20 protein-coding genes and 1 pseudogene are annotated in these 26042 nt (G+C 73.6%); 10 read left to right on the forward strand and 11 right to left on the reverse strand.

Going from position 1 to position 26042, the window contains the following annotated elements; translation table 11 throughout:
• Nucleotides 1-96: 96 nt before the first annotated feature.
• The gene (locus AC3EQ1_RS29450) at nt 97-684 is read right to left on the reverse strand and encodes a TetR/AcrR family transcriptional regulator (protein WP_432097369.1); all 588 of its coding nucleotides are present in this window, start codon (nt 682-684) and stop codon (nt 97-99) included.
• A 132-nt stretch (nt 685-816) separates the two neighbouring features.
• Here AC3EQ1_RS29450 and AC3EQ1_RS29455 point away from each other — a divergent pair, with 132 nt between their 5' ends.
• On the forward strand, nt 817-2406 hold the full coding sequence (locus AC3EQ1_RS29455; protein ID WP_432097370.1) for an MDR family MFS transporter: 1590 nt from the start codon (nt 817-819) through the stop codon (nt 2404-2406).
• 282 nt (nt 2407-2688) lie between these two features.
• Here AC3EQ1_RS29455 and cseC read toward each other — a convergent pair whose 3' ends face one another.
• From cseC to AC3EQ1_RS29480, 5 genes are all read right to left on the reverse strand, one after another.
• Nucleotides 2689-4008, reverse strand: a complete 1320-nt coding sequence (cseC, locus tag AC3EQ1_RS29460) for a two-component system sensor histidine kinase CseC (protein ID WP_432097371.1) — start codon at nt 4006-4008, stop codon at nt 2689-2691.
• Between the two features lie 6 nt (nt 4009-4014).
• Entirely contained in the window at nt 4015-4710 is a 696-nt protein-coding gene (gene cseB, locus AC3EQ1_RS29465; protein WP_432097372.1) for a two-component system response regulator CseB, read from the reverse strand.
• A gap of 9 nt (nt 4711-4719) precedes the next feature.
• A complete protein-coding gene (locus AC3EQ1_RS29470) occupies nt 4720-5379 on the reverse strand; it encodes a hypothetical protein (protein WP_432097373.1) in 660 nt (219 codons plus the stop codon).
• Nucleotides 5367-5921 (reverse strand): SigE family RNA polymerase sigma factor, encoded by a 555-nt coding sequence (locus AC3EQ1_RS29475; protein WP_351508729.1) that lies wholly within the window; start codon nt 5919-5921, stop codon nt 5367-5369. Before AC3EQ1_RS29475 ends, AC3EQ1_RS29470 begins: the two co-directional genes overlap by 13 nt.
• 185 nt (nt 5922-6106) lie before the next feature.
• Nucleotides 6107-7009: an HhH-GPD family protein gene (locus tag AC3EQ1_RS29480; protein WP_432097374.1), complete on the reverse strand. Its 903-nt coding sequence runs from the start codon at nt 7007-7009 to the stop codon at nt 6107-6109.
• A gap of 397 nt (nt 7010-7406) precedes the next feature.
• On the opposite strand from AC3EQ1_RS29480, the gene AC3EQ1_RS29485 reads away from it, so the two are divergent.
• Nucleotides 7407-8219, forward strand: coding sequence for a hypothetical protein (locus AC3EQ1_RS29485; RefSeq protein ID WP_432097375.1), 813 nt, complete (start codon nt 7407-7409; stop codon nt 8217-8219).
• A 338-nt stretch (nt 8220-8557) separates the two neighbouring features.
• Here AC3EQ1_RS29485 and disA read toward each other — a convergent pair whose 3' ends face one another.
• Both disA and radA read right to left on the reverse strand, forming a co-directional pair.
• A complete protein-coding gene (disA, locus tag AC3EQ1_RS29490) occupies nt 8558-9682 on the reverse strand; it encodes a DNA integrity scanning diadenylate cyclase DisA (protein WP_388857017.1) in 1125 nt (374 codons plus the stop codon).
• Nucleotides 9683-9763: 81 nt separating this feature from the next.
• A complete protein-coding gene (gene radA, locus AC3EQ1_RS29495) occupies nt 9764-11182 on the reverse strand; it encodes a DNA repair protein RadA (RefSeq protein WP_351508722.1) in 1419 nt (472 codons plus the stop codon).
• A 1377-nt stretch (nt 11183-12559) separates the two neighbouring features.
• Here radA and AC3EQ1_RS29500 point away from each other — a divergent pair.
• A pseudogene (locus AC3EQ1_RS29500) lies at nt 12560-13948 on the forward strand (BACON domain-containing protein); the annotation flags it as partial.
• Nucleotides 13949-14284: 336 nt separating this feature from the next.
• On the opposite strand, the gene AC3EQ1_RS29505 reads toward AC3EQ1_RS29500, so the two are convergent.
• Nucleotides 14285-15091 carry a DUF3109 family protein gene (locus AC3EQ1_RS29505; protein ID WP_432097376.1) on the reverse strand — a complete coding sequence of 269 codons (807 nt, stop codon included), beginning with the start codon at nt 15089-15091 and terminating at the stop codon, nt 14285-14287.
• A gap of 65 nt (nt 15092-15156) precedes the next feature.
• On the opposite strand from AC3EQ1_RS29505, the gene AC3EQ1_RS29510 reads away from it, so the two are divergent.
• The 5 genes from AC3EQ1_RS29510 (at nt 15157) to AC3EQ1_RS29530 (ending at nt 20483) form a co-directional block, all read left to right on the forward strand.
• Nucleotides 15157-16089 carry a Ppx/GppA family phosphatase gene (locus tag AC3EQ1_RS29510; protein WP_432097377.1) on the forward strand — a complete coding sequence of 311 codons (933 nt, stop codon included), beginning with the start codon at nt 15157-15159 and terminating at the stop codon, nt 16087-16089.
• A gap of 68 nt (nt 16090-16157) precedes the next feature.
• On the forward strand, nt 16158-16982 hold the full coding sequence (locus tag AC3EQ1_RS29515) for a sugar phosphate isomerase/epimerase family protein (RefSeq protein ID WP_351508716.1): 825 nt from the start codon (nt 16158-16160) through the stop codon (nt 16980-16982).
• Between the two features lie 51 nt (nt 16983-17033).
• Nucleotides 17034-17717, forward strand: a complete 684-nt coding sequence (locus tag AC3EQ1_RS29520; protein WP_432097378.1) for a TetR/AcrR family transcriptional regulator — start codon at nt 17034-17036, stop codon at nt 17715-17717.
• A 296-nt stretch (nt 17718-18013) separates the two neighbouring features.
• The gene (gene ilvD / locus AC3EQ1_RS29525; protein ID WP_432097379.1) at nt 18014-19861 is read left to right on the forward strand and encodes a dihydroxy-acid dehydratase; all 1848 of its coding nucleotides are present in this window, start codon (nt 18014-18016) and stop codon (nt 19859-19861) included.
• Nucleotides 19862-19973: 112 nt separating this feature from the next.
• A complete protein-coding gene (locus AC3EQ1_RS29530) occupies nt 19974-20483 on the forward strand; it encodes a hypothetical protein (RefSeq protein ID WP_432097380.1) in 510 nt (169 codons plus the stop codon).
• 84 nt (nt 20484-20567) lie between these two features.
• Here the strand turns inward: AC3EQ1_RS29530 and AC3EQ1_RS29535 are convergent, their stop codons facing one another.
• Entirely contained in the window at nt 20568-22010 is a 1443-nt protein-coding gene (locus AC3EQ1_RS29535) for a M1 family metallopeptidase (RefSeq protein WP_432097381.1), read from the reverse strand.
• 531 nt (nt 22011-22541) lie between these two features.
• On the opposite strand from AC3EQ1_RS29535, the gene AC3EQ1_RS29540 reads away from it, so the two are divergent.
• Nucleotides 22542-23351 (forward strand): ABC transporter ATP-binding protein/permease, encoded by an 810-nt coding sequence (locus tag AC3EQ1_RS29540; RefSeq protein WP_432097382.1) that lies wholly within the window; start codon nt 22542-22544, stop codon nt 23349-23351.
• A gap of 359 nt (nt 23352-23710) precedes the next feature.
• The gene (proC, locus tag AC3EQ1_RS29545; protein WP_388856987.1) at nt 23711-24520 is read left to right on the forward strand and encodes a pyrroline-5-carboxylate reductase; all 810 of its coding nucleotides are present in this window, start codon (nt 23711-23713) and stop codon (nt 24518-24520) included.
• A 276-nt stretch (nt 24521-24796) separates the two neighbouring features.
• Here proC and trpS read toward each other — a convergent pair whose 3' ends face one another.
• On the reverse strand, nt 24797-25801 hold the full coding sequence (gene trpS / locus AC3EQ1_RS29550) for a tryptophan--tRNA ligase (protein ID WP_432097383.1): 1005 nt from the start codon (nt 25799-25801) through the stop codon (nt 24797-24799).
• Nucleotides 25802-26042: the final 241 nt, after the last annotated feature.

The following is a 26042-nucleotide window of genomic DNA, read 5'->3' on the forward strand; positions in this document are numbered from 1 at the left end:
CCCCCCCCCCCCCCCCCCCCCCCCCCCCCCCCCCCCCCCCCCCCCCCCCCCCCACCGCTGCGTCGGGACCTGCGGGCCGACCGGGCGGGCGGGGAGCTACCGGCCCGGCTCCTCGGCGTGATGCGCGGCGGTGATCAGTTCCAGGGCGACCTCCAGGACGGCGGCGCGCTTCTCGTCGGGGTCGCCCTCGATCTCCTTCAGCGCGAACATCCCGGCATGGATCGTGAAGAGCGCGCTGATACAGCGGACCTGGTCGGTCAGGGGCGCGTCCGCCTCCTTGACCAGGTCGACCATCGAGACCAGCCGCTCCTTGAAGCCCTCCCCGATGCTCAGCTCCCGCACGCTGGCCTGGTTCTCCTGGATGAAGCGGAAGAGCGGGGCCGCGTCGTGCAGGGCCGCGCTGTAGCGGTGGATGAGCTGCTGCTTGTTCTCCAGGGTGCGGGGCTGTCGGCGGGCCCACTCGATCAGCTCGTCCAGCGGCCTGCTCAGGTCCTCGAAGATGCCGAGGACGATGTCCTCCTTCGTCTTGAAGTGGTAGTAGAGCGCGGCCTTGGTGACGTCGAGCTGCTCGGCGATCTCGCGCAGGGACGTCTTCTCGTACCCTCGCTCGGCGAAGAGCTCCAGGGCGACGTCCTGGATGCGCTGCCGGGTGTCGCCCCGGCGCGGCCGGCCTGTGCTGCCCATCTCTTCTCCTGCGCTCGCCCGGGCCGCGGGCCCGGAGAAACTTACTTGACGCCCGGCTAGTAGCGGGTTACCTTCCGAGTGTAGTCAACTTGCCGGGCGGCAAGTAAGTGCATCTCAGGGGGAGTGGTACCCATGGCCCAGGTTCAGGCACCGGGAGCGGCGCCGCCGCAGGCGGCCGCACCGCGCAACGTGCGGGTCGTCCTGCTGGCGCTGATGATCGCGATGCTGCTGGCGATGCTCGACAACATGATCGTCGGCACCGCGATGCCCACGATCGTGGGCGAGCTCGGCGGGCTGAACCATCTCTCCTGGGTGGTGACGGCCTACACCCTGGCCACCGCCGCCTCGACTCCCATCTGGGGGAAGCTCGGCGACATGTACGGGCGCAAGGGCATGTTCCTCGCGTCGATCGTCACCTTCCTCGCCGGTTCGGCCCTCTCCGGGATGGCCCAGACCATGGGGCAGCTGATCGGCTTCCGGGCGCTCCAGGGCCTGGGCGCCGGCGGTCTGATCGTCGGCGTGATGGCGATCATCGGCGAGCTGATACCGCCGCGGGAGCGCGGCAAGTACCAGGGCATGATGGCAGGCGTGATGGCCCTCGCCACCATCGGCGGACCGCTGATCGGCGGCACCATCACCGACCACCTCGGCTGGCGCTGGAGCTTCTACATCAACCTGCCGCTCGGCGTGGTGGCCCTGGCGATGGTCACGGCGGTGCTGCACCTGCCGAAGAAGAAGGCGCAGGGGCGCATCGACTACGCGGGCGCGGTGCTGCTCACCGTCGGCATCAGCGCGCTCGTGCTGATCACCACCTGGGGCGGCAACGAGTACGCCTGGGGCTCGGTGCAGATCGTCGGGCTCGGCGTGACCGGTGTCGCCGCCATCGCGGCCTTCCTCTACGTCGAGCGGCGCGTGGAGCAGCCGGTCCTGCCGCTGCACATCTTCCGCAACGCCAACTTCACGCTGATCACGCTGATCGGCTTCTTCGTGGGCTTCGTGATGTTCGGCGCGGTGGTCTTCCTGCCGCTCTACCAGCAGACGGTGCAGGGCGCCTCCGCGACCAGCTCGGGGCTGCTGCTCCTGCCGATGCTGCTCTCGATGACGGCCGTCTCGCTGATCGCGGGCCGGGTCACCACCTCGACCGGCAAGTACAAGATCTTCCCGATCGTGGGCGGCGCACTGGTGACCACCGGGCTGTTCCTGCTGTCCCTGATGGACACCGGGACCAGCCGGTTCACCTCGGCCGTCTACATGGCGGTGCTCGGCGCGGGCCTGGGCTTCCTGATGCAGATCACCATGCTGGTCGCGCAGAACAGCGTCGCGATGAAGGACATCGGCGTGGGCTCCTCGTCCGCGACGCTGTTCCGGACGCTCGGCGGCTCGTTCGGCGTCGCGATCTTCGGTGCCCTCTTCACCCACCACGTGTCGGAGACCATGGCCGCGCGGGTCGGTGCGCGGGGCGCCGCGGTCACCTCGTCCTCCGCGCAGCTCGACCCGAAGAGCCTGGCCCAGCTGCCCGCGGGGATCAAGGACGCCTATCTGCACGGGGTCGCCTCGGGCACCCACCACATCTTCCTCTGGGGCGCGGCGATCAGCCTGGTCTCCTTCGTCGCCGCCTGGTTCGTCAAGGAGGTCCCGCTGCGGGGGGCCGCCGGGCCGGCGGAGCGGAGCGCGAGCGAGGACACGCCGGCGCCGCAGGTGGCCGTCGGCGAAACCGTCTGAGCGGTCCGCACCGACGGGGCCCCAGCGGCCGCGGCCCAGCGCCGGGCGGCCCGGCGCACGGCCACAACGCCCGCGACCCCCGGCATCGTGCCGGGGGTCGCGGGCGTTCGTGGTGCGTGGTGCCGGGTGCCCTGCCGGGGCCTGGGTGCCCGGGTGGTGCGCACTCGGGACCGGACCGGCCGAACCCTGCCGGACCGAAGTGCGTTCAGCCCGGACTGCTCGGACCAGCCCGGACTGCTCGGACCAGCCCGGACCGGACCGCCCGCCCCCGGTAACCGGCCCCTACTCCGGCAGCGTGATCACCGGGATGCTGCCGGTCTCGGTGGGCGCGGACTCCGGCAGCCACAGCACGGCCACCGCCCCGCCGTCCGCTTCCCGGCCCTCCGACGGCACCCCGCCGTCCTGCGGAATCGCGTTGCGGAACGTCAGCCGGGCGCCCAGCACCCGCGCCTGGCCCGTGGCGATGGTCAGCCCCAGGCCGTGACCGTTGCCGGACCGGTCGGTGCTGCCGGTGCGGAACCGGCTCGGCCCCTCCGCCAGCAGGGCGGCCGGGAACCCCGGTCCGTGGTCGCGGACCTTGAGCACCCGCCCGTCCACCGTGACCTCCACCGGCGTCCTCCCGTGCCGGGCGGCGTTGGCGAGGAGGTTGCCGAGGATGCGTTCCAGCCGCCGCGGGTCGGTGTGCACGTACGCGTTCCGGTCGACCCGCACCGTGGCGTCGGGGGCCAGCACCCGCACCCGGCGCTCGACGAACTCGCCGAGCGCGATCTCCTGCAGCTCGGCCCGCTCGGCGGCGGTCTCCAGCCGGGCCACCTCCAGCACGTCCTCGACCAGGGTGCGCATCGCCTGCGCCCGGTCCCGGACGAGTTCGGTGGGCCGGCCCGGGGGCAGCAGCTCCGCCGCGGTGAGCAGTCCCGTCACCGGGGTGCGCAGCTCGTGCGCGATGTCCGCGGTGACGCGCCGCTCGGCGTCCAGCCGCTGCTGGAGGGCGTCGGCCATGGCGTCCACCGCCCGCGCCAGGTCGTCCGTCTCGTCCCGCACCCGGCCGCCGATCGCGTCCCGGATCCGGACGCCCGTGTCCCCCTCGGTGATCTTCCCGGCCGCGGTGGCCGCCTTCCGCAGCCGCCGCGAGAGCTGCCCGCCGATGAGCACGCCCAGCGCGCAGCCGCCGAGCACCACCGAGGCCGAGCCGACGACCAGCGCCTGGTCGAGGTCGGTGAGGACGGCGTACCGGTCCTCGAAGCGGGTGTGGATGGAGAGCACCCGGCCGTTGGCCAGCGGCACCGCCGCCCAGACCTCGGGGGCGTCGCCCTGGTCGTCGTCGAGATAGGTGGCCCGTTTGCCGGTGAGCACGACGGCCCGCAGCGACGGGGGCAGCGCCGGGTCGTCGATCTTCGCGAACGGCGGGAGCCCCTTCGTCTTGTAGACGCTCTGCACCCACTTGATGCGCTCGTCCTGCATGTCACGGCTGCTGTCGAGCATCGAGACACGGGCCGCGTTGTGCACCACCAGGCTGAGCGCGATGGCCCCCAGCGAGCTGACGGCGGCGATGGCGATGATGAGTTTCCAGCGGAGACCGGTCCGCAGGGCGAAACGTCGCACGCGCGGTCAGCCCTTGAGCTTGTAGCCGAAGCCGCGGACCGTCTCGATCCGGTCCTGGCCGATCTTGGCCCGCAGCCGCTGCACATGGACGTCCACCACCCGGGTGTCGCCGCCCCACCCGTAGTCCCAGACCCGTTCCAGCAGCTTGTCGCGGGAGAGGACGGTCCCGGGCGCGCCGGAGAACTCCAGCAGCAGCCGCATCTCCGTCGGGGTCAGGCCGACCGGCTCGCCCCGCTTGAACACCGCCATGCCCTCGGTGTCGACCTCCAGGTCGCCGAAGGTCCGCAGTCCGCCCTCGGACTGCGCGTCGTCGCCCGCGCCGGCCCCGCCCGCATGGCCGAAGCGGCGCATGACCGCCCGGATCCGGGCCACCAGCACCGCCCCGTCGAACGGCTTGGTCACATAGTCGTCGGCGCCCGCCTCCAGACCGAGGACCACGTCGATCGAGTCCGCCCGCGCCGACAGCATGATCACGGGGACGGCCGACTCGTCCCGGATCCGGCGGCACAGGCTCACCCCGTCCAGGCCGGGCACCATCACGTCCAGCAGCGCGATGTCCGGCCGGTCGGCACGGAACTTCTCCAGCCCCGTCAGTCCGTCCGGTACGGCCGTGACGTGGAACCCGTCGCGCTCCAGCGCGAGCTGGGTCGCCTCACGGATGACGTCGTCGTCCTCGACGAAGAGCACATGGGTATCGGCCATCGCCTGCTCTCAGCCCTCCGGATCCTTGGTCGGGTCGGCGCCCTTCACGGACTTGCTGAACTCGCTGCGGGTCCCCCGGATCTGGGTGAACCTGCCGTCGTCCCAGCGGTAGGTGGTGATGTTCTCGCCCGACGGCTCCGACACCGAGTCACCGGGCGCGTACGTCTGCTGGGTGACCTCCAGGTTCCCCTGGGAGATCACCGCGTAGACCGGCGGCTGCTCGTTGGCGAAAACATTCTCGTACTTCTTGCGCGCCACGTTCTCCCGGTACACATACGATCCGATGCCGATCGCGTCACCGCAGGTCAGGACGTTGATGACCACATCGGGTGCGCTGTTGCGGGTGATGTCCCCGTAGCTCACGTCCACCGGGTACTCACCGGCGCACGGCTTGAGGCCCTTGCGGATCTGGTCGCTGACCTTCGGGTCGTTCTTGAGCATCCGCACGGCGTCGACCCGCGACGGCGCGCTGGGGGACGGGGAGGGGGTGGCCGGAACCACCTTGGTCGAGCCCGCCTGTGCCGGGCCCTCGGTGCGGACGCCCTCGCCGCCCGTGCCACAGCCGGCCAGCAACAGGCCGGCGGCGGCCGCGCCCGCGACCGCCGCACCGGCCCTGATGAAACAGGCCGTTGTGCTGTGGGTGTTGTCAGCCCTGGTCAAGCGGCGCACCGCTCGCGCCCCCGCTCGGTGCGTTCCAGTTCCTGTGCGTCCAGCTCCCGGCTCTCCAGCTCCTGGCGCAGCCGGGCCAGCGCCCGGTGCAGCGTGCTCTTCACGGTTCCGGTCGACATGCCCAGGGCCGCCGCCGTCTCCTCCGTGCTCATCTGCTCCCAGTGTCGCAGCACCACGACGCTGCGCTGCTTCGGGGCGAGCACCTTCAGCACGTCCATCAGCAGAGCGCGGTCGGCGCGCTGCTCGGTGCCGTCGTCCACGCTGGGCTCGGGCAGCTGCTCGGTGGGCACCTCGTCCAGCTTCCGCGCCCGCCACCACTCGGTCCGGGTGTTGATCATGACGCGCCGGAGGTAGGCGTCGGCCAGGGACTTGTCGGCTATGCCGTCCCAGCGGCCGAAGGTGCGGGCGAGAGCGGTCTGGAGCAGGTCCTGGGCGTCGACCGGGTCCGGTACGAGACGCCGGGCGCTCCGCAGCAGTGCCTCCTGCCGGGTCCTGACGTACTCCTCGAATCCCAGGACCTCGCCGACCTCACTGCTTGCCATCTCCGACCGCCTCCGTTCCCCGGTTTCCCGCCCCCGTCGCGCCGGACTTCCCGGCACAGCCAGAAAATTACGGAGGCGCTGTAACGGAGCCGTGCGCTCCGGCCCTCGGGATGCGCACGGCTACCCGTCGGTTGTGTAACGGCGGGGAGGAAAGGGACGCTGAGTACGGGCGGGACGAGCCGGGGTCAGGCGTGCGGGAGGCGGTACTCCCCGCCGTCGAGCGGTTCCACGAGCCCGTCGGCGACCAGCCCGTCCAGCGCACGGGCGCGCTGCACCGGCTCGTCCCAGACGGCGTCGAGCGCCGACTGCGGCACCGGGCCGACGGATTCCCGCAGCACGGCCAGCAGTTTGCCCCGCACCTGGCGGTCGGTGCCGGCGTAGGTCTGGCCCCGGCGCGGCGGGCCGTCGTGCGCGGGCGAGCCGGCGAGCCGCCAGGAGCAGTGCGCGGCGATCGGGCAGCGGTGGCAGTCGGGGGTGCGGGCGGTGCAGACCAGCGCGCCGAGCTCCATGGTGGCGGCGGCCCACGCGGCGGCGGTCGGCTCGTCGTCGGGGAGCAGGGCACGGGCCAGATGGCGCTCGGCGGCCGTGGTGGCGGTCGGCGGGTACTGGGCGCCGCTCACGGCACGGGCGAACACCCGGCGGACATTGGTGTCCAGGACGGCGTGCCGCTGCCCGTAGGCGAAGGAGGCCACCGCCGCCGCGGTGTACTCGCCGACGCCGGGCAGCGCGAGGAGCTTCGCGTGGTCGCGCGGTACGTCGCCGCCGTGCCGTTCCGTTATCGCGGCGGCCGCCGCGTGCAGCCGCAGGGCACGGCGCGGGTAGCCGAGCCGGCCCCAGGCGCGGACGGCCTCGCCCGGCGGCTCGGCGGCCAGGTCCGCGGGCCGCGGCCAGCGGGCGAGCCACTGCTCGTACACGGGGAGGACCCGGCTGACGGGGGTCTGCTGGAGCATGAACTCGCTGACCATGACGCCCCAGGGGCCGGCTTCGGGACGGCGCCAGGGGAGGTCGCGGGCGTGCGTCTCGAACCAGTCGATGACCGGGGTGTGCAAGGCGGCGGGAGCATCGGTGAGGGGCGTGGTCGTAGTCATGGCAGTTCCGATCCTGACATGGCTCCGCCCGGCGCGGGACGTTCCGCGCCGGGCGGCGGCCGCCTCGGGAGGGTGGTGCCGCGCGTCAGCGCGCTGCGGAGGCTACGGGGCCGGTCCGGCCGCGTCGGCGTGTTGTCCCGCACCCTCGGGAGCCGTCGCGGTCGTGGCGGGCGGTGGTCGTGGGGGAGCCGGAGCGCATGCCGACGGCGTTCCCCTTCCCGGCTGGTCACGGACGGTGCCCGGGCCGCTCGTTCGGTCGCGGTGGGTGACGGCCGGTGCTGCGGCCGCACGACGGTCCGGACCCGCGGCCGGGCTCCGTGATGATGATCCGGAAAAGACGACGGAATGGCGGCGGGTACTGGCCGGTCGACGGGACGATCTCTCGTACAGTTTGCGCGTGGGATCTCTGCGCAATCCGGTCGGGCCGCTTCCCTCCTCCATCTACTGGCGACGGAGGGCAGTTGCGGCGTGCGTGGTCGCGCTGCTCGCCCTTCTGGTGCTGTGGGCCGTTCGCTCCGGCGGCTCGGGAGGCCAGGACGACCGGGGGCAGGGCCGGGACGGCGGCGGCCCCGCGTCGTCCATCGGTCCCGGCCCCTCCTCGTCCGGTCCGGCCGTCACCGAACGGCCGGGCGGCCGCGACGAGTCGACGGGCGGCGGCAGCGGCGGCTCCGCGGGCACCAGCGGCGGCCCGGGCGGCGGAGCCGGCGGTTCCGCGACGGCGGGCCCCGGCGACGACGGCCGGGGACAGGGCGGCGCGGCGACGGGTGCGGGCGGCAGCGGCGGTGCCGGCGTCCCGGCGGCGGGCCTCCCCGACTGCACGCGCGACGCGGTGAAGCTGAGCGTGCGCAGCGTCAAGAACTCCTACGCCCCGGACGAGAAGCCGGAGTTCGAGATCGTCGCGAAGAACTCCTCCGAACAGTCCTGCAAGGTGACGTTCGGCGAGAAGGACGCGGTCATGACCATCACCTTCTCGGACGACGACGATCCGCTCTGGGCCTCGGACGACTGCGCGAAGAAGAGCCGCCGGATGCAGCTGGCGGTCCCCGCCGAGGGGGAGGCCACGCGCGACGTCGAGTGGGACCGTCGGCCCAGTGAGCCCAAGTGCGCCACGCCGTCGGCGGGTTCGGCGAAGCCGGGCACCTATCTGGTGGAGGTGAAGGGCCCCGGGCTGTCGACCGCCCAGGTCTCCTTCTCCCTCGCCAAGGACTGACCGCAACTCCGGCGCCGGGTCTCCGGCCGCGCTTCACGCACGGGAGCCGGCCGTCGGATCCGGCACCGGCGGGGTGGGACCTGTCACCGGCGCCGCAGGGGAAGCCGCTGAGCCGGGACCCACCGTGCGCCGCTGCGTCCGCCATGTGGTGACCGAGAACGCGCGCGTGCAGCACCGGTGTTGGAGGACGTCTTCTCACCTCCGCACGCGGGACGGGCGGCAGCCGTCTCCGGCACGCACCGGGAGTCCGGTGCCCTTCGCCCTGTCGACGCCGGTGCCATGCGAGCACGCGCCGCGGCCCCGCCGTACCGGGGACGACGGGGCCGGTGGAACAGGCTCTAGACGTACCGCTCGAGGATCGAGGACTCGGCCAGCCGGGACAGGCCCTCGCGGACGGAGCGGGCCCGGGCCTCGCCCACGCCCTCCACCGTCTGCAGGTCGTCGACGCTGGCCGCCAACAGCTTCTGCAGGCCGCCGAAGTACTCGACCAGCCGCTCGATGACGGTGTTCGGCAGCCGGGGCACCTTGGCGAGCAGCCGGTAGCCCCGCGGGGAGACCGCGGAGTCCAGGGCCTCGGGGGAACCGCTGTACCCCAGCGCCCGCGCCACCGTGGGCAGCTCCAGCAGCTCCGCGTGGCTGAGCGCGTCCAGCTCGGTCATCGCCTCGGGCACCGTGCGGGAGCGCCGGGCCGTCGGCTCGGGCACGTAGTCGCGGGCCACCAGCTCGCGCTCCGGCTCCACTCCCGCGATCAACTCGTCCAGCTGGAGGGAGAGGAGCCGGCCGTCGGTGCCCAGCTCCACGACGTACTCGGCGATCTCCGTGGCGATGCGCCGCACCATCTCCAGGCGCTGGGCCACCGCCGAGACGTCCCGGACCGTCACCAGGTCCTCGATCTCCAGCGCCGAGAGCGTGCCCGCCACTTCGTCGAGCCGGAGCTTGTAGCGCTCCAGGGTGGCCAGGGCCTGGTTGGCGCGGGAGAGGATCGCCGCGGAGTCCTCCAGGACGCGGCGCTGCCCGCCGACGTACAGCGCGATCAGCCGCATCGACTGGCTGACGGAGACCACCGGGAAGCCCGCCTGGATGGAGACGCGCTGCGCGGTGCGGTGCCGGGTGCCCGTCTCCTCGGTGGCGATCGAGGCGTCCGGGACCAGCTGCACACCCGCTCGGACGATCTTGGTGATGTCCTTGTCGAGGATCAGTGCGCCGTCCAGCTTGCACAGCTCGCGCAGCCGGGTCGCGCTGAATTCGACGTCGAGCACGAAGCCGCCGGTGCACATCGCTTCGACCGACTTGTCCATGCCGAGGACGATGAGGCCGCCGGTGTTGCCCCGCAGGACGCGTTCGAGCCCGTCACGCAGCGCCGTGCCGGGCGCGACCGCGCTCAGCGAGGCTCGCATCAGGCCATCGGCGCCGGAGCTCCCGCCGGACTTCCCGGGAGCTGCCGTCCGGTCGCTGGCTGCCACTGCACTCCTCCGGTCACAGGATTGGGGGGCCCGGGTGCGTACGTACGGGCGAGACCAGGGCAAAGTCTACCGGCGGCCGGACTACTTATGTGGTGCCTCCTCCTTCGGGGCTTCCCGGCGCGTGCGCCGGGGCAGAACGCGCAGCGCGTCACCCATGTCCGCCACCTCCGTGACCCGCATTCCGGCCGGGACCTTTCCCGGGTCGGCGGGGACCAGCGCGTGGGTGAAGCCGAGCCGGGCCGCCTCGGCCAGCCGCCGCTGCACCCCGGTGACCCGGCGCACCTCTCCCGCCAGGCCGACCTCGCCGATCGCGACGAGGTTCTTCGGCAGCGGTGTGTCGCTCGCGGCGCTGGCCAGGGCGAGCGCCACGGCCAGGTCGGCGGCCGGCTCGGACAGCTTCACCCCGCCGACCGTGGCGCTGTAGATGTCCCGCTTGCCGAGCTGGGAGATCTTGCCCCGCTGCTCCAGGACGGCCAGCATCATCGAGACCCGGGAGGTCTCCAGACCCGAGGTGGTCCGGCGCGGCGAGGGGATCTGCGAGTCGACGGTGAGCGCCTGGACCTCGGCCACGAGCGGGCGGCGGCCCTCCAGGGTGACGGTGAGACAGGTCCCGGGCACCGGCTCGGCCCGGCGGGTCAGGAAGAGGCCCGACGGGTCGGCGAGGCCGGTGATGCCCTCGTCGTGCAGCTCGAAGCAGCCGACCTCGTCGGTCGCGCCGTAGCGGTTCTTCACGCCCCGGACCAGGCGCAGCCGGGCGTGCCGGTCGCCCTCGAAGTGCAGCACCACGTCCACCAGATGCTCCAGCAGCCGCGGGCCGGCGATGGCGCCGTCCTTGGTCACATGGCCGACCAGGAGGGTCGACATGCCGCGCTCCTTGGAGGCGCGGATCAGCGCTCCGGCGACCTCCCGGACCTGGGCCATGCCGCCGGGCGCCCCGTCGATCTCGGGGGAGGCCACGGTCTGCACCGAGTCCAGGACGAGCAGGGACGGCTTGACGGTGTCGAGATGGCCGAGGACGGCGGAGAGGTCGGTCTCGGCGGCGAGGTAGAGGTGGTCGTTGAGCGCCCCGATCCGGTCGGCGCGCAGCCGGACCTGGCTCGCCGACTCCTCACCGGTCACGTAGAGGGTGCGCCGCTCGTCGGAGGCGGCCTTCGCGGCGACGTCCAGGAGCAGCGTGGACTTGCCGACGCCCGGTTCCCCGGCGAGCAGCACGACGGCGCCGGGGACGAGCCCGCCGCCCAGCACCCGGTCCAGTTCGGCCACCCCCGTGCTGCGGGCGGTGGCCTGGCGGCCGTCGACCTGGCCGATCGGCAGCGCGGCCGAGGTGACGCGGCCGGGCGCGGTGGTACGGACCGCGGGCGCGCCGCCGAACTCCTCGACCGTGCCCCACGCCTGGCACTCCGGGCAGCGGCCGAGCCACTTGGCGGTGGTCCAGCCGCACTCGGTGCAGCGGTAGGAGGGACGGTCCTTGGCGGACGAACGGGAGGTGCGGGCAGCCATGCGGTTCACCGTAGCGGTGGGGTACGACATGGGGGTGCGGGGCGGCGGAGTACGGCGCACGGGGCGGCGCGGTGCCCGGACGCAGGCGAGCGGTGGCGCCCCGGGCGCCCGGGTGCGCCGAGCGGGCGGACCGGGCCGGCGGAGCGGGTGGGCGAACGGGCCGAGAAGGGCGGTCGCATGCGCCGAATCATTCGCGCGCGACGGCTTATAGCAGAGCCGCGGCCGTGCAAGAGGAGCGCGTGTCCCCCTTTGAGTGACATGGTCACCCGATGGGGTTAAATCTGCCCAAGTGGTCCGAGCGGCCCGCCATCATCCGCCTACCGTCGCCGGATGATGAGCAGCAGGCGCGGAAAGCCCACGCACACCACCGGCGCACACCGGGCGCAACGCCGTGCGCAGAGCTCCGCGCAGGGCACCCCGGGCAGCAGCTCCACGGGCGGCCCTACTGCGGACAGCGGCGCCCCGGGTGGCGGAGCCTCGGGTGGCAGCACCCGGGGCGGCGGCGCCTCGGGGGATGGCTCCACGGGCAGCTCCGCGGGCAGTTCGGGGTCCGTTTCCGCTCCGGAGGCGGAGCGCCCTGCCCCGGGGGCCGCGCCCGAGCGGCACCCGCAGCAGCTCACCGCCCGCTACGAGCCCCATCTGGACGGCCTGTTCACCTACTGCCTGTCCGTGCTCTGCGAACACGAGGCGGCGACCACCGTGCTCGGCGACGTCATGGCGCTCGCCCAAGTACAGGACGGGCGCCGCCCGGCCGACGGCACGCAGTACCGGTCCTGGCTCTACGCCCTCGCCCGCTGGGCCTGTCTGCAACGCCTCGCCGAGCAGCGCCGCACGGGCGGCGCACCGGCTCCAGCGCCCCTCCCGGAAGCCCCGCGGCCGGACACCCGGCCATCGGGCACCTCGCAATCGGCCGCCCGGCAGCCGGGCGGCGCGCGGCCGGGCGCTCCGTGGTCCGGTGGCTCGGGGCCGGGCGCCTCCGTTCCGAAGCCGGCCCCGAAGTCCGCTGCGAAGCCCGCCGCCCCGAAGCCCTCTGCTCCCTCTGTCGCGAAGCCCCCCGCCGCGAACCCCTCCGCGCCGGCACCCTTCGTGCCGGGCCCCTCCGCACCGGGCCCCTCCGCACCGGGCCCCTCCGCACCGGGCCCCTCCGCACCGAAGGCATCCGGTTCGCAGCCGTCGGCCCCGCAGCCGTCGGCCCCGAAGGCGTCGGCCTCGAAAGCGCCCTCCCCAAAAGTGCCCTCCCCAAAAGTGCCCGCCTCGAAAGGGGCCGCGCCGAAGTCCCCCGCACCGTCGGAGCGGAGGCCCGCCCCCTCTGCTCCCGGGGCCCAGGCGCCGCCCGGTACACCTGAAGCATCCGGTGTCCCCGAACCGCTCGGTACGCCCGAACCGTCCGGTGCCGCCGATCCGTCCGAGACCGCCGCCTCCCGGCACCGCCGGGAACTCGCCGCTCTCGCCTGGCCGGAGGCCGCGGGCACCACGCCCGAGCAGCGGGAAGCGCTCGAACTCGCGGTCCGGCACCAGCTGCCGCCGGACGAGGTCGCCGCCGTCCTCGGGCTGGAGCCCGACGCCGCCCGTGCGCTGCTGTCGAGCGCCGCCTGCGAAGTGGAGCGGACCCGTGCCGCACTCGTCGTCGTGGAGCGCGGAAACTGTCCCGTCGTGGCCCGGCTCACCGGGGACAGCCAGGTGCTGCTCGGGGCCGCGCTCCGCCGGGAGCTCGTACGGCACGTCGACGACTGCCCCGACTGCCGGCGCACCGCCGAGCGCGCGACCGCGCGCGGCCCCTGGCCCGGCAGCACAGCCGAGCCCGGAACCCTGCCGGTGCTCGAGGCGCCGCGGGCCGCCGCATACGCCGCGATGGCGCGCACCCGTCGCGGGGGCCGGGCCATCGGGCGGACCGGGCCGCGCTACCACCGCAGCGGGTTCCCGATGGACCCCAAGGACCGGGTCGCCCGGCGGCGCCGGATGCGCAGCCGGGCCGTGACGACGGCCGTGGTCGCGACCGTGGTCGCCGCGCCGCTCCTCGCGCTGTGGGCGGCCTACCAGCAGGCGCCGGTCACCGGCGAGGGCCGGGAGACGGGCTCGGTGACCGCGGCCGACGCGGGCCCCGGCGGGCTCTCCGCCCACCCGTACGAGGAGGCGGGCAACGCCGAGGCGGGTCCGGAGGCCGGGTTCCGCACGGGCGGCAGGTCCCCGGACGTGTCGGTGGAGGTCGTGGACAGGAACGGCGAACGGCACTCCGCCGGGCACCGCGGCCGGGGCACGCCGACGGCCCGTTCCTCCTGGTCGTCCCTGCCGTCCGGGACCACCCGGACGGGCAGCGGGGCCCTGGCGCCCCCGGGCGGGCCGGTGGCGAAGGGGCCGGGCCGGCTGACGGTCGCCGCGCAGCCGAGCGGCGGTACGACGCTGATCACGCTGACCGCGTCGGGCGGCTCGCCGGTCCGCTGGTCCGCCTCGACCGACGCCCTCTGGCTGCGCCTGAGCCTGACGGCGGGCCTGCTGCGCCCCGGGGAGTCGGTGACGATCACCGCGATGGTGGACCACGACCGGGAGCCGGCCGGGCCGTGGACCGCGCGGGTGTCGGTGGCTCCCGCCGGAGCGGTGGTGGCCATCGAGGGCCGCGGGACGACTCCCGGGCCGACCACCACCCCGACGCCTTCCGAGCCGTCCCCGACGCCGACCCCACCGGGGCCGTCGGCTCCCGAGGAGCCGTCGGAAAGCGGCGGCACCGCGTCACAGAGCGGCAGCGCCACCGCCGTCCCGTCGGAGTGACGGTCGTCCGGAGCGATGCGGATTCCCGTTGTCACGTCGTCGTATCCGGTGCGGACTTCCGCCGTGAGGTCGTGGTGTCCGGTGCGGACTCTCGCCGTTACGTCGCCGGGTCCGGTGCAAACCCTCGCCGTCGCATCGCCAGGGCCGGTTCGGACTCCCGCCATCACGTCGCAGGGTCCGGCACGGACTCCCGTCGTCACATCGCCAGGACCGGTTCGGACCCCGCCGCCACACCGTCCGCCCCGGCCCTAGCCGCCGGGCCCCCGCCCCGCGCCCCGTACCGTCACTCCGCCCGGGTCGCCAGGGCCTCCCGGCCCGCCCGGGAGCCGTACGGCGTCAGGCCGGGTCCGCCGGGTGCGGGGCCATCGGGAGCTGGGCGGCGAGCCGCTGCTCGCAGAGGTCGACCAGCCGGTCGTAGGCGCCCTTGCCCATCAGCTCGGTGAGTTCCGGCCGGTAGGAGACGTACACCGGGTCGCCCGCGCCGTGCGCCGAGGTGGCCGACGTGCACCACCAGTGCAGATCGTGGCCGCCGCTGCCCCAGCCGCGCCGGTCGTACTCGCCGATCGAGATCACCAGCACCTGGGTGTCGTCGGGCCGGTCGACCCACTCGTACGTCCGCCGGACCGGCAGCTGCCAGCAGACGTCCGGCTTGGTCTCCAGCGGTTCGCGGCCCTCGCGCAGCGCCAGGATGTGCAGCGAGCAGCCCTCGCCGCCCGGGAAGCCCGGCCGGTTCTGGAAGATGCAGGAGCCCTTCCAGCGTCGGGTCTGGCGCTCCCCGTCCTCGTCCTCCTCGACCCAGCCGGAGGCCGTGCCGATGTCATGGAACTGCCAGATGTCCGGCGTCAGGCGGGCCGCATGCCCGGCCACCCGCTGCTCGTCCTCCTCGTCGGAGAAGTGCGCGCCCAGCGTGCAGCAGCCGTCGGCCGCCCGCCCCGCCTGGATGCCCTGGCAGCCCTGGCCGAAGATGCAGTTCCAGCGCGAGGTCAGCCAGGTCAGATCGCAGCGGAAGAGCTGTTCGTCGTCCTCCGGGTCCGGGAACTCGACCCAGGCGCGCGTGAAGTCCAGCCCCACCTCGTCGTCCGGAGGGGTGGGGCCGGTGGCATCGGCCATTTCGTCCGGCTTGGCCTTTTTCGTCTTACCCACGTCACCAGCGTAAGCGTGCGGAGGCGCGTTCATGACCCGTCACGCGCCGCAGTAGCGTGCACCGTATGAGACTCGGTGTCCTCGACGTGGGTTCGAATACGGTTCATCTGCTCGTGGTGGACGCGCACCCGGGCGCCCGCCCGCTCCCCGCCCACTCCCACAAGGCGGAGCTGCGGCTCGCCGAACTCCTCGACGAGGACGGCGCGATCGGCGAGCAGGGCGTCGACCGGCTGATCGCCACGATCTCCGACGCGCTCCAGGCGGCCGAGGACAAGGGCGTCGAAGCGGTGCTGCCGTTCGCGACCTCCGCCGTCCGTGAGGCATCCAACGCCGAGGCCGTCATCGCGCGGGTCACCGAGGAGACCGGGGTCGACCTGGCCGTGCTGACCGGGGACGAGGAGGCCCGGCTCACCTTCCTGGCCGCGCGGCGCTGGTTCGGCTGGTCGGCCGGGCGGCTGCTGGTCCTGGACATCGGGGGCGGCTCGCTGGAGATCGCCTACGGGCTGGACGAGGAGCCGGACCGCGAGGTGTCGCTGCCGCTGGGCGCCGGCCGGCTCACCGGCTCCTGGCTGCCGGGCGACCCGCCGGAGCCGAGCGACGTCAAGGCGCTCCGGCGGCACATCCGGGCCGAGATCGCCAGGATCGTGCACGAGTTCACCCGGTTCGGCCCGCCGGACCACGTCGTCGCCACCTCCAAGACCTTCAAGCAGCTGGCGCGGATCGCCGGCGCGGCCCGCTCCGCCGAGGGGCTCTACGTCGAGCGGGTGCTGACCCGGAAGGCGCTGGAGGAGTGGGTTCCGCGGCTGTCCGCCATGACCGTGGAGGAGCGCTGCGAGCTGCCCGGGGTGTCCGAGGGCCGGGCCTCCCAGCTGCTCGCCGGGGCGCTCGTGGCGGAGGCCGCGATGGACCTGTTCGGCGTGGAGGAGCTGGAGATCTGCCCCTGGGCGCTGCGCGAGGGAGTCATCCTCCGGCGGCTGGACCACCTGCCCCCGGGGTGACCCGGGTCTCCCCGCCGATCGCGGGGTGGCCCGGTAATCCGTCCCGCACACGCCGTACGCTGTCTCCCGTGGCTCAACCAGCGGTGCGCATCCCGGAAGCGAAGGTCGCCCTGTCGACCGCGTCCGTGTACCCGGAGTCCACGGCGACCGCTTTCGAGATCGCCGGGCGCCTGGGCTACGACGGTGTCGAGATCATGGTCTGGACCGATCCGGTCAGTCAGGACATCGGCGCGCTGCGCCGGCTCTCCGACTACCACGGGGTCCCGATCCTGGCCGTGCACGCGCCCTGTCTGCTGATCACCCAGCGGGTGTGGTCCACCGACCCGTGGGTGAAGCTCCAGCGGGCGAGGTCGGCCGCGGAGCAGCTGGGGGCGTCCACGGTCGTCGTGCACCCGCCGTTCCGGTGGCAGCGCAACTACGCCCGGGACTTCGTGAACGGAATCTGGCGGATGGCGGACGAGACGGACGTCCGGTTCGCGGTCGAGAACATGTATCCCTGGCGCTACCGGGACCGCGAAATGCTCGCCTACGCCCCGGACTGGGACGTCACCAAGGACGACTACCGGCACTTCACGGTCGATCTGTCGCACACGGCGACGGCGCGCAACGACGCGCTGGACATGGTCGACCGGATGGGGGACCGGCTCGCCCACATCCATCTCGCGGACGGCAACGGCTCCAACAAGGACGAGCACCTGGTGCCGGGGCGCGGCAGCCAGCCCTGTGCCGCGCTGCTGGAACGATTGGCCGGGAGCGGATTCACCGGCCATGTCGTCGTCGAGGTCAACACCCGGCGGGCGATGTCGGCCGCCGAGCGGGAGGCGGACCTGGCGGAGGCGCTGGCCTTCACCCGGCTGCACCTGGCCTCGTCGGCGCGGGCCGGCCGGAAGTGAACGGCAGGACGTGAACGGCGGCACGGGGGCACGGACCGGCGGGGGAGCGCGGTGACCGGCGACGGGAAGGGCGCGGGGAACGGGAGCGGCGCCGGGCCCGGCGGCCCGCCGGCGGAGGGCGCGGCGGACGCGCCGAAGCCCCGGAGGCGCGGCAGGCCGAGCCGTACGGACACCGGCGACGGCCCCGGAACCAGGGACCGGATCCTGGCCGCGGCCCGGACCGAGTTCGCGGCGAGCGGGTACGACAAGACCTCCGTCCGGAGCATCGCCAAGGCCGCCGGGGTGGACTCGGCCCTCGTCCACCACTACTTCGGCACCAAGCAGCAGATCTTCGCCGCCGCCATCGAGCTGTCCTTCGAACCCGCGCTGAGCGTGCCCGATGTGCTGGCCGAGGGCACCGAGGACATCGGCGAGCGGCTGGCCCGCTACTTCTTCGGGATCTGGGAGAACCCGGCCACCCGGGCCCCGCTGCTGGCGGTCATCCGCTCCGCGCTCACCCACGACGCGGCGGCGAGCGTGCTGCGCGGGTTCGTGCTGCGCCGGCTGCTGGGGCGGGTCGCGGGGGAGCTCGCCGTTCCGGACCCGGAGCTCCGCGCCGAGCTGGCGGCGTCGCAGATGGTCGGGATCGCGATCCTGCGGTACGTGCTCCGGGTCGAACCGCTCGCCTCCGCGGACATCGAGGAGATCATCGCCAAGGTCGCCCCGACGCTTCAGCGCTATCTCACCGAGGACTGATTCGCCGCGCGGCGGGCCGCGGTCACCAGCGGCGGACCGCGGTCCCGGGCGCATGGTCCCCCCGGGGGCGCGCAGGATGCCGTAGCGGTGGAGGTACCTTCCGTGGCCGGCCGGGCGCCGGATCCCGCGGCGGAGGCCCCGGGAGGGTGAGACGAGCGTCCCGCATTGCGGACAAGCTGTCCGGATCCTGGCCTCGGGGCGTAGGCTCGTATGGTCCCGGCGCCGTAGCCGGGCGGCCGGACGCCGAAGCGCGTGAGCGCCGCAGACCGGAGAACCCCCAGAGGGAGTGACCACCCGTGCCAGAGCTGAGGTCCCGCACCGTCACCCACGGACGCAACATGGCGGGCGCCCGTGCCCTTCTTCGCGCCGCCGGCGTAGCGCGCGAGGACTTCGGCAAGCCCATCATCGCGGTGGCCAACAGCTTCACCGAGTTCGTGCCGGGGCACACCCACCTCCAGCCGGTCGGCCGGATCGTCTCCGAGGCGATCCAGGAGGCCGGCGGGGTTCCGCGGGAGTTCAACACCATCGCGGTGGACGACGGCATCGCCATGGGCCACGGCGGGATGCTCTACTCCCTGCCCTCCCGGGACCTGATCGCGGACTCCGTCGAGTACATGACGGAGGCGCACTGCGCCGACGCGCTGATCTGCATCTCCAACTGCGACAAGATCACGCCGGGCATGCTGATGGCCGCCATGCGCCTCAACATCCCGACGGTCTTCGTCTCCGGCGGCCCGATGGAGTCCGGCACGGCGACGCTGGTCGACGGCACCGTCCGCAAGCTGGACCTGATCTCCGCCATCGCCGACTCGGCGAACGACGCGGTCTCGGACCAGGACATGGCGCTCATCGAGGAGAACGCCTGTCCCACCTGCGGTTCGTGTTCCGGCATGTTCACCGCGAACTCCATGAACTGCCTCACCGAGGCGATCGGCCTGTCGCTGCCCGGCAACGGCTCCGTGCTGGCCACCCACACCGCCCGCAAGGCGCTGTACCAGGCCGCGGGCCGCACGGTCGTCGACATCACCCGGCGCTACTACGAGCAGGACGACGAGACGGTGCTGCCGCGCACCGTCGGCTCCCGTGCCGCGTTCGAGAACGCCATGGCGCTGGACATCGCCATGGGCGGCTCGACCAACACGATCCTCCACCTGCTCGCGGCCGCCCAGGAAGCCGGCCTGGACTTCACCATGCCCGACATCGACGACCTGTCGCGCCGCATGCCGTGCCTGTCCAAGGTGGCGCCGAACGGCACGTACTACATGGAGGACGTCCACCGGGCCGGCGGCATCCCCGCGATCCTCGGCGAGCTCTACCGGGCGGGCCTGCTCAACGACGCCGTGCACACCGTGCACAGCGGTTCCCTCGACGACTGGCTGAAGACCTGGGACATCCGCGGCGGTTCGCCGTCCGCGGAGGCCGTCGAGATGTTCCACGCGGCGCCCGGCTGCGTCCGTTCCGCCACCGCCTTCTCGCAGTCCGAGCGGTGGGACACGCTGGACACCGACGCTGCGGGCGGCTGCATCCGCGACATCGAGCACGCCTACTCCACCGAGGGCGGCCTCGCCATCCTGCACGGCAACCTCGCCGAGGACGGCTGCGTCGTGAAGACCGCCGGCGTCGACGAGTCCATCTGGACCTTCGAGGGCCCGGCCGTGGTGTGCGAGTCCCAGGACGAGGCCGTCGACGCGATCCTGAACAAGCGGGTGAAGGAGGGCGACGTCGTCGTCATCCGCTACGAGGGGCCGCAGGGCGGACCGGGCATGCAGGAGATGCTCTACCCCACCTCCTTCCTCAAGGGCCGCGGCCTGGGCACGAAGTGCGCACTCATCACCGACGGCCGGTTCTCCGGCGGCACGTCGGGCCTGTCGATCGGCCACGCCTCCCCCGAGGCGGCGTCCGGCGGCACGATCGCGCTCGTCGAGGACGGCGACCTGATCCGGATCGACATCCCGGGCCGCGCCATCGAGCTCGAGGTCTCCGAGGAGGAGCTGGCCGCCCGCCGCGCCGCCCTGCTGGAGAAGGTCGGCGGCTACCGCCCGGTCAACCGTGAGCGCAAGGTCTCCCAGGCCCTGCGCGCCTACGCGGCGATGGCGACCAGCGCGGACAAGGGCGCGGTGCGGGACGTGAGCAAGCTCGGCTGACGGCCGGGCCGCCCGGTGACCGGGGCTCCCGGGCACCGGGCCCGTACCGCCGGGCCTGTATCGCCGGGCCCGTACCGCCGGGCGCCGGCCGGGCCGGGCCATAATCGACGGCATGAGTGAGACGCAGCAGCCCGCCGCCCCCCGGCCCGAGCCGATCCGGTTCTTCGGGACGACCTGGGTGCACCACGACGGGGCCTACGGGCTGCGGCGCGTCGGCGTCGCCGTCGGCGCCCTGGCGGCGGCCGCGGCCGGTGCCTTCGTGCTGCGCCTCGGATACGAGGGGCTGAGCATCGCCGCGGTCGGCGGCTTCGTCAGCATGCTGGTGGTCGTGATGTTCGCCGCGTGCAACGCGCTCGCCTTCCGGCGCGCCTGGGAGGGCTTCACCCGCCGCCCGGACCCGGCCACCGACGCCTCCGTGGAACGCTCCCTGCAGAGCGTCCGCATGATCGGCTTCATCGGCGTGCTGCTCGCCTGGTTCTGCCGCGCCTTCGTCGAGGCCCCGGGGGAGAAGCTGCACCGCGCCGAGTACGAGCGGGAGTGCGAGCTGCACGAGCGCCGGCGCGCGGCCCGGGCGGGCAACCCGGCCGCCCGCGGCTCGGCGAAGCGGCGCAAGCGCGGCTGATCCGGCGGATGTCCCGGGCAACGCCGTTCCGCCCGTGGCCCGCCGGTGTCTTCGAGTCCCTCAGGTCTCCCCAGGAAGGCCCCCTCACGGCGATGAGGCCCGTGCCGGGCGGCCCTCCCCGTACAGCCAGGCCGCGAACAGCCCGCCCAGATCCCTGCCCGCCTCCTTCTCGCAGAACGCGATGAAGTCGTGGGAGTCGGCGTTCCGGTGCCGGTACGTCGTCGCCCAGCCCTTGAGGATCCGGAAGAACGTCCGGTCGCCGACCGTCTTCCGCAGCTCGTGCAGCACCATCGCGCCGCGCTCGTAGACCGGGTCGTCCGAGATGTTCTCCGCCGTGCCCGGATCGCCGGGCGGGAACTCCCACACCGGGTCGTCCTCCCCCTTGGCGTACGTCTTGTCGAAGGTCCGCTGCGCCGAGTCCCCGCCGTGCTGCTCGGTCCACAGCCACTCCGCGTAGGTGGCGAAGCCCTCGTTGAGCCACATGTCGCGCCAGGTCTTCGGGGTCACCGAATTGCCGAACCACTGGTGCGCCAGCTCGTGGAGGACCGTCAGGCGGTCCGGGGCGTCCGGATAGACGGGCTTGGTCTGGACCTCCAGCGCGTAGTCCACGTCCTTCGGCTCGTGGTCCACGATCGCGCCCGCGGAGGAGAAGGGGTACGGGCCGAACAGCCCGCTCTCCCACTCCAGCATCCGGGCCATCCCGCTCAGCGGCCCGGCGCTCCGCTTCGCGACCCGCGGGTCCACGGCGACCAGCAGCGGCAGCCCGCTTCTCGTCGTCGACCGGGTCACCTCGAACTTCCCGACCGTGGCGGTGGCGAGGTAGCCGGCCATCGGCTCGCCGCTGTGCCAGCGGAACGTGGTGCGGCCGGCGCGGGTCCGGCTGTCCCGGAGCTCCCCGTTGGCCAGGGCGGTCCAGCCCTCGGGGACGGTGATCGCGAAGTCGTAGGCGGCCTTGTCGCTGGGGTGGTTGTTGCCGGGGAACCAGGTCATGGAGCCGGCGGGCTCGCCCACCACCAGGGCCCCGTCGTCCGTCGGCACCCAGCCCTCGGTCGAGCCGTCGGGGTCGACGAGCGTCCGCGGCGTGCCGTCGTAGTCGACCCTCGTACGGAAGACCGCGCCTTTGCGCACCGGGCTCTCCGGCCGGACGACCAGCTTGTCCGTGGTGCGCCGCGCCGTGGCCCGCCGGCCGTCGACGGTCACCTCGCGGACGGTCAGTCCGGCCAGGTCCAGGCTGAAGCTGCGCAGCTCGGCCGCGGCCGTGGCGGTGATGCCGGCCGTCCCGTCGAGCCTGCGGCGCTCCACGTCGTAGTCCAGACGGAGCGCGTAGTGCGCGACGTCGTAGCCGCGGTTCCCCAGCCGGGGGAAGATCGGATCCCCGACGCCGTCCGCGCCGGTGGCGGCGCCCTGCCCCGGTCCGGAGGCGCACGCGGACAGTGCCAGGCAGGAGAGCAGCGCCAGGAGGGCGCCGAGCGGGGCCGCGCCGCGGCGGGCGGCGGCCGGCGAACGGGCCGGCGAGGGACCTTCCACGGATCACCATCTCTCGTCACCGGATCTCTCGATCCCCGGGGACGGATGCGCGGGATGCGCCGGTGCCGACCCTACGGCTCCGGCGCCGGGCAGCACGGGAAGGCGCGATCCGAACGGCATGGGAAGACGGAACGGCACGGAAGGGCGGCGGCCGTCGCCCGGGTGGGCCGGGCCCGACTGAGCCTTGCCGCACCGCGCCTTGCCGCACCGTGCCGCACCGTGCCGCACCGTGCCGCGCCGTGCCGCGCCGTGCCGCGCCGTGCCGCGCCGCGCCGTGCCGCGCCGCGCCGTGCCGCGCCGCACCGCACCGCGCCGGCTGATGCGGGGCGCGCCGGCCGAGGCGGACGGGCGGGCCCGTGGCCGGGCGAGCGGGCCGGTCATGCCGGGACCCGTGGGCCGGCCGAGGCCCGCAAGGCCCACGAAGCAGCGCCGGGCCGATGCCGACAGCCGCACGAAGCAGCGCCGGAGCAAACGATTCCGCACCCTCCCGGCCCCTTGACGCGAGCCACCTCCGACAGCATTATTCATCGCATGATGAATAAACCCGGGGGGCCCGCCATCCGGGCCCGCGGCCTCAGCGTCGTCCGCGGCGGCCGCACCGTCCTCGACACCCTCGACTTCGACATCCCCCGCGGCGGGGTCACCGGCCTGCTCGGCCCCAGCGGCTGCGGAAAGTCGACCCTGATGCGCGCCGTCGCCGGCACCCAGGCCAAGGTCACCGGCACCCTCGACGTCCTCGGCCACCCGGCCGGCGCGGCACCCCTGCGGTCCCGCGTCGGCTACGTCACCCAGGCCCCGTCCGTCTACGCCGACCTCACCGCCCGTCAGAACCTCGACTACTACGCGGCCGTTCTCGACCCCCGCCAGGGCCGTACCGAGCGGCGCGCCGAGGTCGACCGGGCGCTCGCCGAGGTCGATCTCGGCGACCACGCCGACGCCCTGGCCGGCACCCTCTCCGGCGGACAGCGCTCCCGCGTCTCCCTCGCCGTGGCGCTGCTCGGCCGCCCCGAACTCCTCGTGCTCGACGAGCCGACCGTCGGACTGGGGCTGTTCGTCAGCGCCTTCGCGGCCAGTGAGTTCCAGGCGGTGCAGTTCATGCCCGCGGTGATCTTCCCGCAGCTCCTGCTGTGCGGACTCTTCGCACCCCGGGACACCATGCAGCCCGTGCTGGAGGCGGTCTCCGACGTGCTGCCCATGTCCTACGCCGTGGACGGGATGAACGAGGTGCTCCGCCACTCCTCGGTGACCGGTGACTTCGTCCGCGACGCGGCGGTCGTCGCCGGCAGCGCGCTGCTGGTGCTCGCCCTGGGCGCGGCCACGCTCCGCCGGCGCACCGTCTGACCGACCCGCTCCGCCCGCTCCACCCGCTGGACCCGCTGGGCCCGCTGGGCCCGGGCCACCCGATCCACCGGATCCGCCCGATCCGGACGGCCCACGACGGCGGCCGACGGGCGCGGCGCCCGCGCTGACCAGTGGCTACCGGACAGGCCCCGTCCCGGCCCGGCGCAACCGTGGGCCGGCTCCCGCCCCGCAGCCGCTACGGCGACACCCGCCAACAGCACCCCGGCCCTTCCCACAAGCTGGTACGACCCGGCACCGGCCCACGACCGGTGCCAGGATGGAGCCCGCACCACCCGCGCGTCCGCATTCGTGCCCGAGGGCGCGCGGCAACCCGTATCCCCGATGAGGTGAACGCCCCCATGACGCAGAAGGTCGCCGTCCTCGGCACCGGAAAGATCGGCGAAGCCCTGCTCAGCGGAATGATCCGCGGCGGCTGGTCCCCGTCCGACCTGCTGGTGACCGCACGCCGTCCGGAACGCGCCGAAGAGCTCCGCAGCCGCTACGGCGTGGAGTCCGTCTCGAACCCCGAGGCGGCGAAGCAGGCCGACACCCTCATCCTCACCGTGAAGCCCCAGGACATGGGGGTGCTGCTCGACGAGCTCGTGCCGCACGTCCCGTCCGACCGGCTGGTCATCAGCGGCGCCGCGGGCATCCCCACCGGCTTCTTCGAGGAGCGGCTCGCCCCCGGCACGCCCGTGGTCCGTGTCATGACCAACACCCCCGCCCTGGTCGACGAGGCCATGTCCGTCATCTCGGCGGGCAGCCACGCCACCGCGGAACACCTCGCCCACGCCGAGGAGATCTTCGGTGGCGTCGGCAAGACGCTGCGCGTCCCCGAGGCTCAGCAGGACGCGGCCACCGCCCTCTCCGGATCGGGGCCCGCTTACTTCTACTTCCTGGTCGAGGCCATGACCGACGCGGGCATCCTGCTCGGCCTGCCCCGCGACAAGGCCCACGACCTGATCGTCCAGGCGGCGATCGGCGCCGCCGTGATGCTCCGGGACAGCGGGGAGCACCCGGTCAAGCTCCGCGAGGCGGTGACCTCGCCGGCGGGCACCACCATCAACGCCATCCGCGAGCTCGAACGGCACGGCGTCCGCGCCGCGCTGCTCTCCGCCCTGGAGGCGGCCCGCGACCGGAGCCGCGAACTCGCCTCCGGCAACGGCTGAACCAGCCACCGGCCCCACCACTGCCCGTAACCGACCGGCCGGGTACGGGCAGTGGCCATGGGGCGGAGGGGTACGGGCGGCAGCGGCGGGGGACCAACGGAGCACCACAGCCGGACACCGACCCGGCCACGGCACCGTCGCCGCCCACGGACCGCGTGCCCGTACGGCAGGGCGCCCCGGGCCCCGGCCCCAGGTCACCGAGTTCGGGTGCCTGTGGGGAACAGGGCGCCCCGGTTCCCGGCCACCGAGCCCGGGTGCCCGCGGGGAAGAGGCTCCTCAGGCCGCGGGCAGCAGCCCCATTGCCCGGTAGGCCGCGTCCACGACCGTCCGGGACCGGCCCCGCGCCCGCTCGGCTCCGTCCTTCAGCACCCCGTCCACGTACCCGGGGTCGGCGCTCAGCTCCGCGTGCCGCTCCTGCACGGGACGCAGCACCTCCACCACGGCCTCCGCGACGGTCTTCTTCAACGTGCCGTACGAGGCGAACTCCCCGGCCAGGTCCTCCGGCCGGCCGCCCGTGCAGGCGGCCAGCACCTCCAGCAGATTCGCCAGGCCCGGACGCGTCTCCCGGTCGTACACGACCTCGCTCCCGGAGTCCGTCACCGCGCGCATCACCTTCCGGCGCACCGTGTCCGGCTCGTCGAGCAGATAGACGATGCCCGCCGTATCGGCGTGCGACTTGCCCATCTTGGTGGTGGGGTCGCGCAGATCCATGACCCGGGCCGCGACCGTGGGGCGCGTGGCCCGGGGCACGGTGAACACCCGCCCGTACCGGTCGTTGAACCGCCGGGCCAGCACCCGCGTCAGCTCGACGTGCTGCACCTGGTCGTCCCCCACCGGGACCTCCTCGGCCCCATGGGCCAGGATGTCCGCCGCCATCAGCGCGGGGTAGGTCAGCAGCGACAGCCTGACCCCGCTCTGCCCGGCCCGCTCGCGGGCGGCCTTCTCCTTGTACTGGATCATCCGTCGCATCTCCCCGTCGGTGGCGGTGCACTCCAGGAGGTAGGCGAGCCGGGTGTGTTCGTCGACATGGCTCTGGACGAACAGGGTGCACAGCTCGGGATCGAGTCCCGAGGCGAGGAGGAGCGTCGCGGCCTGCCGGCTCAGCCTCCGGACCCGGGCCGGGTCGTGGTCCACGGTCAGCGCGTGCAGATCGACCACGCAGAAGAGGGCGTCGGTCCGGTGCTGGTCCACCTCGGCCCACCCCCGGATGGCCCCCAGGTAGTTGCCCAGCGTCAGATGCCCGGTGGGCTTGACCCCACTGAAGACCCGTGTCCGTGTCATCTCTGTCGTCTCCCGTTGTCTCGGGACCGCCGCCCGCCGGGGGCCGGTGCGTGACGCAGAGTGCGGAAAACGCGAACGGCCGCCGGAAGCGGCGGCCGTATGTCGGTGCATGCGCAGGTCGGCCGCCGTCAGGCGGCCCACCACAGTTGGGTGTGCGCATGCGTCATGGGCGCGACTGTACGGCGGTGCGCGGAGCTCCGCCACAGGTTTGTGAGGCCCAGAGGTGTCGTGTAGTGTTCCC

The organism is Streptomyces sp. bgisy100, assembly GCF_057709105.1.

What these genes read in the sequence shown, in the direction of transcription:
- AC3EQ1_RS29450 (WP_432097369.1), bottom strand. Translation starts at nt 684, where the DNA reads ATGGGCAGCACAGGCCGGCCGCGCCGGGGCGACACCCGGCAGCGCATC.
- AC3EQ1_RS29455 (WP_432097370.1), top strand. Translation starts at nt 817, where the DNA reads ATGGCCCAGGTTCAGGCACCGGGAGCGGCGCCGCCGCAGGCGGCCGCA.
- cseB (WP_432097372.1), bottom strand. Translation starts at nt 4,710, where the DNA reads ATGGCCGATACCCATGTGCTCTTCGTCGAGGACGACGACGTCATCCGT.
- AC3EQ1_RS29475 (WP_351508729.1), bottom strand. Translation starts at nt 5,921, where the DNA reads ATGGCAAGCAGTGAGGTCGGCGAGGTCCTGGGATTCGAGGAGTACGTC.
- AC3EQ1_RS29480 (WP_432097374.1), bottom strand. Translation starts at nt 7,009, where the DNA reads ATGACTACGACCACGCCCCTCACCGATGCTCCCGCCGCCTTGCACACC.
- radA (WP_351508722.1), bottom strand. Translation starts at nt 11,182, where the DNA reads ATGGCTGCCCGCACCTCCCGTTCGTCCGCCAAGGACCGTCCCTCCTAC.
- AC3EQ1_RS29510 (WP_432097377.1), top strand. Translation starts at nt 15,157, where the DNA reads ATGAGACTCGGTGTCCTCGACGTGGGTTCGAATACGGTTCATCTGCTC.
- AC3EQ1_RS29530 (WP_432097380.1), top strand. Translation starts at nt 19,974, where the DNA reads ATGAGTGAGACGCAGCAGCCCGCCGCCCCCCGGCCCGAGCCGATCCGG.
- AC3EQ1_RS29540 (WP_432097382.1), top strand. Translation starts at nt 22,542, where the DNA reads ATGATGAATAAACCCGGGGGGCCCGCCATCCGGGCCCGCGGCCTCAGC.
- proC (WP_388856987.1), top strand. Translation starts at nt 23,711, where the DNA reads ATGACGCAGAAGGTCGCCGTCCTCGGCACCGGAAAGATCGGCGAAGCC.
- trpS (WP_432097383.1), bottom strand. Translation starts at nt 25,801, where the DNA reads ATGACACGGACACGGGTCTTCAGTGGGGTCAAGCCCACCGGGCATCTG.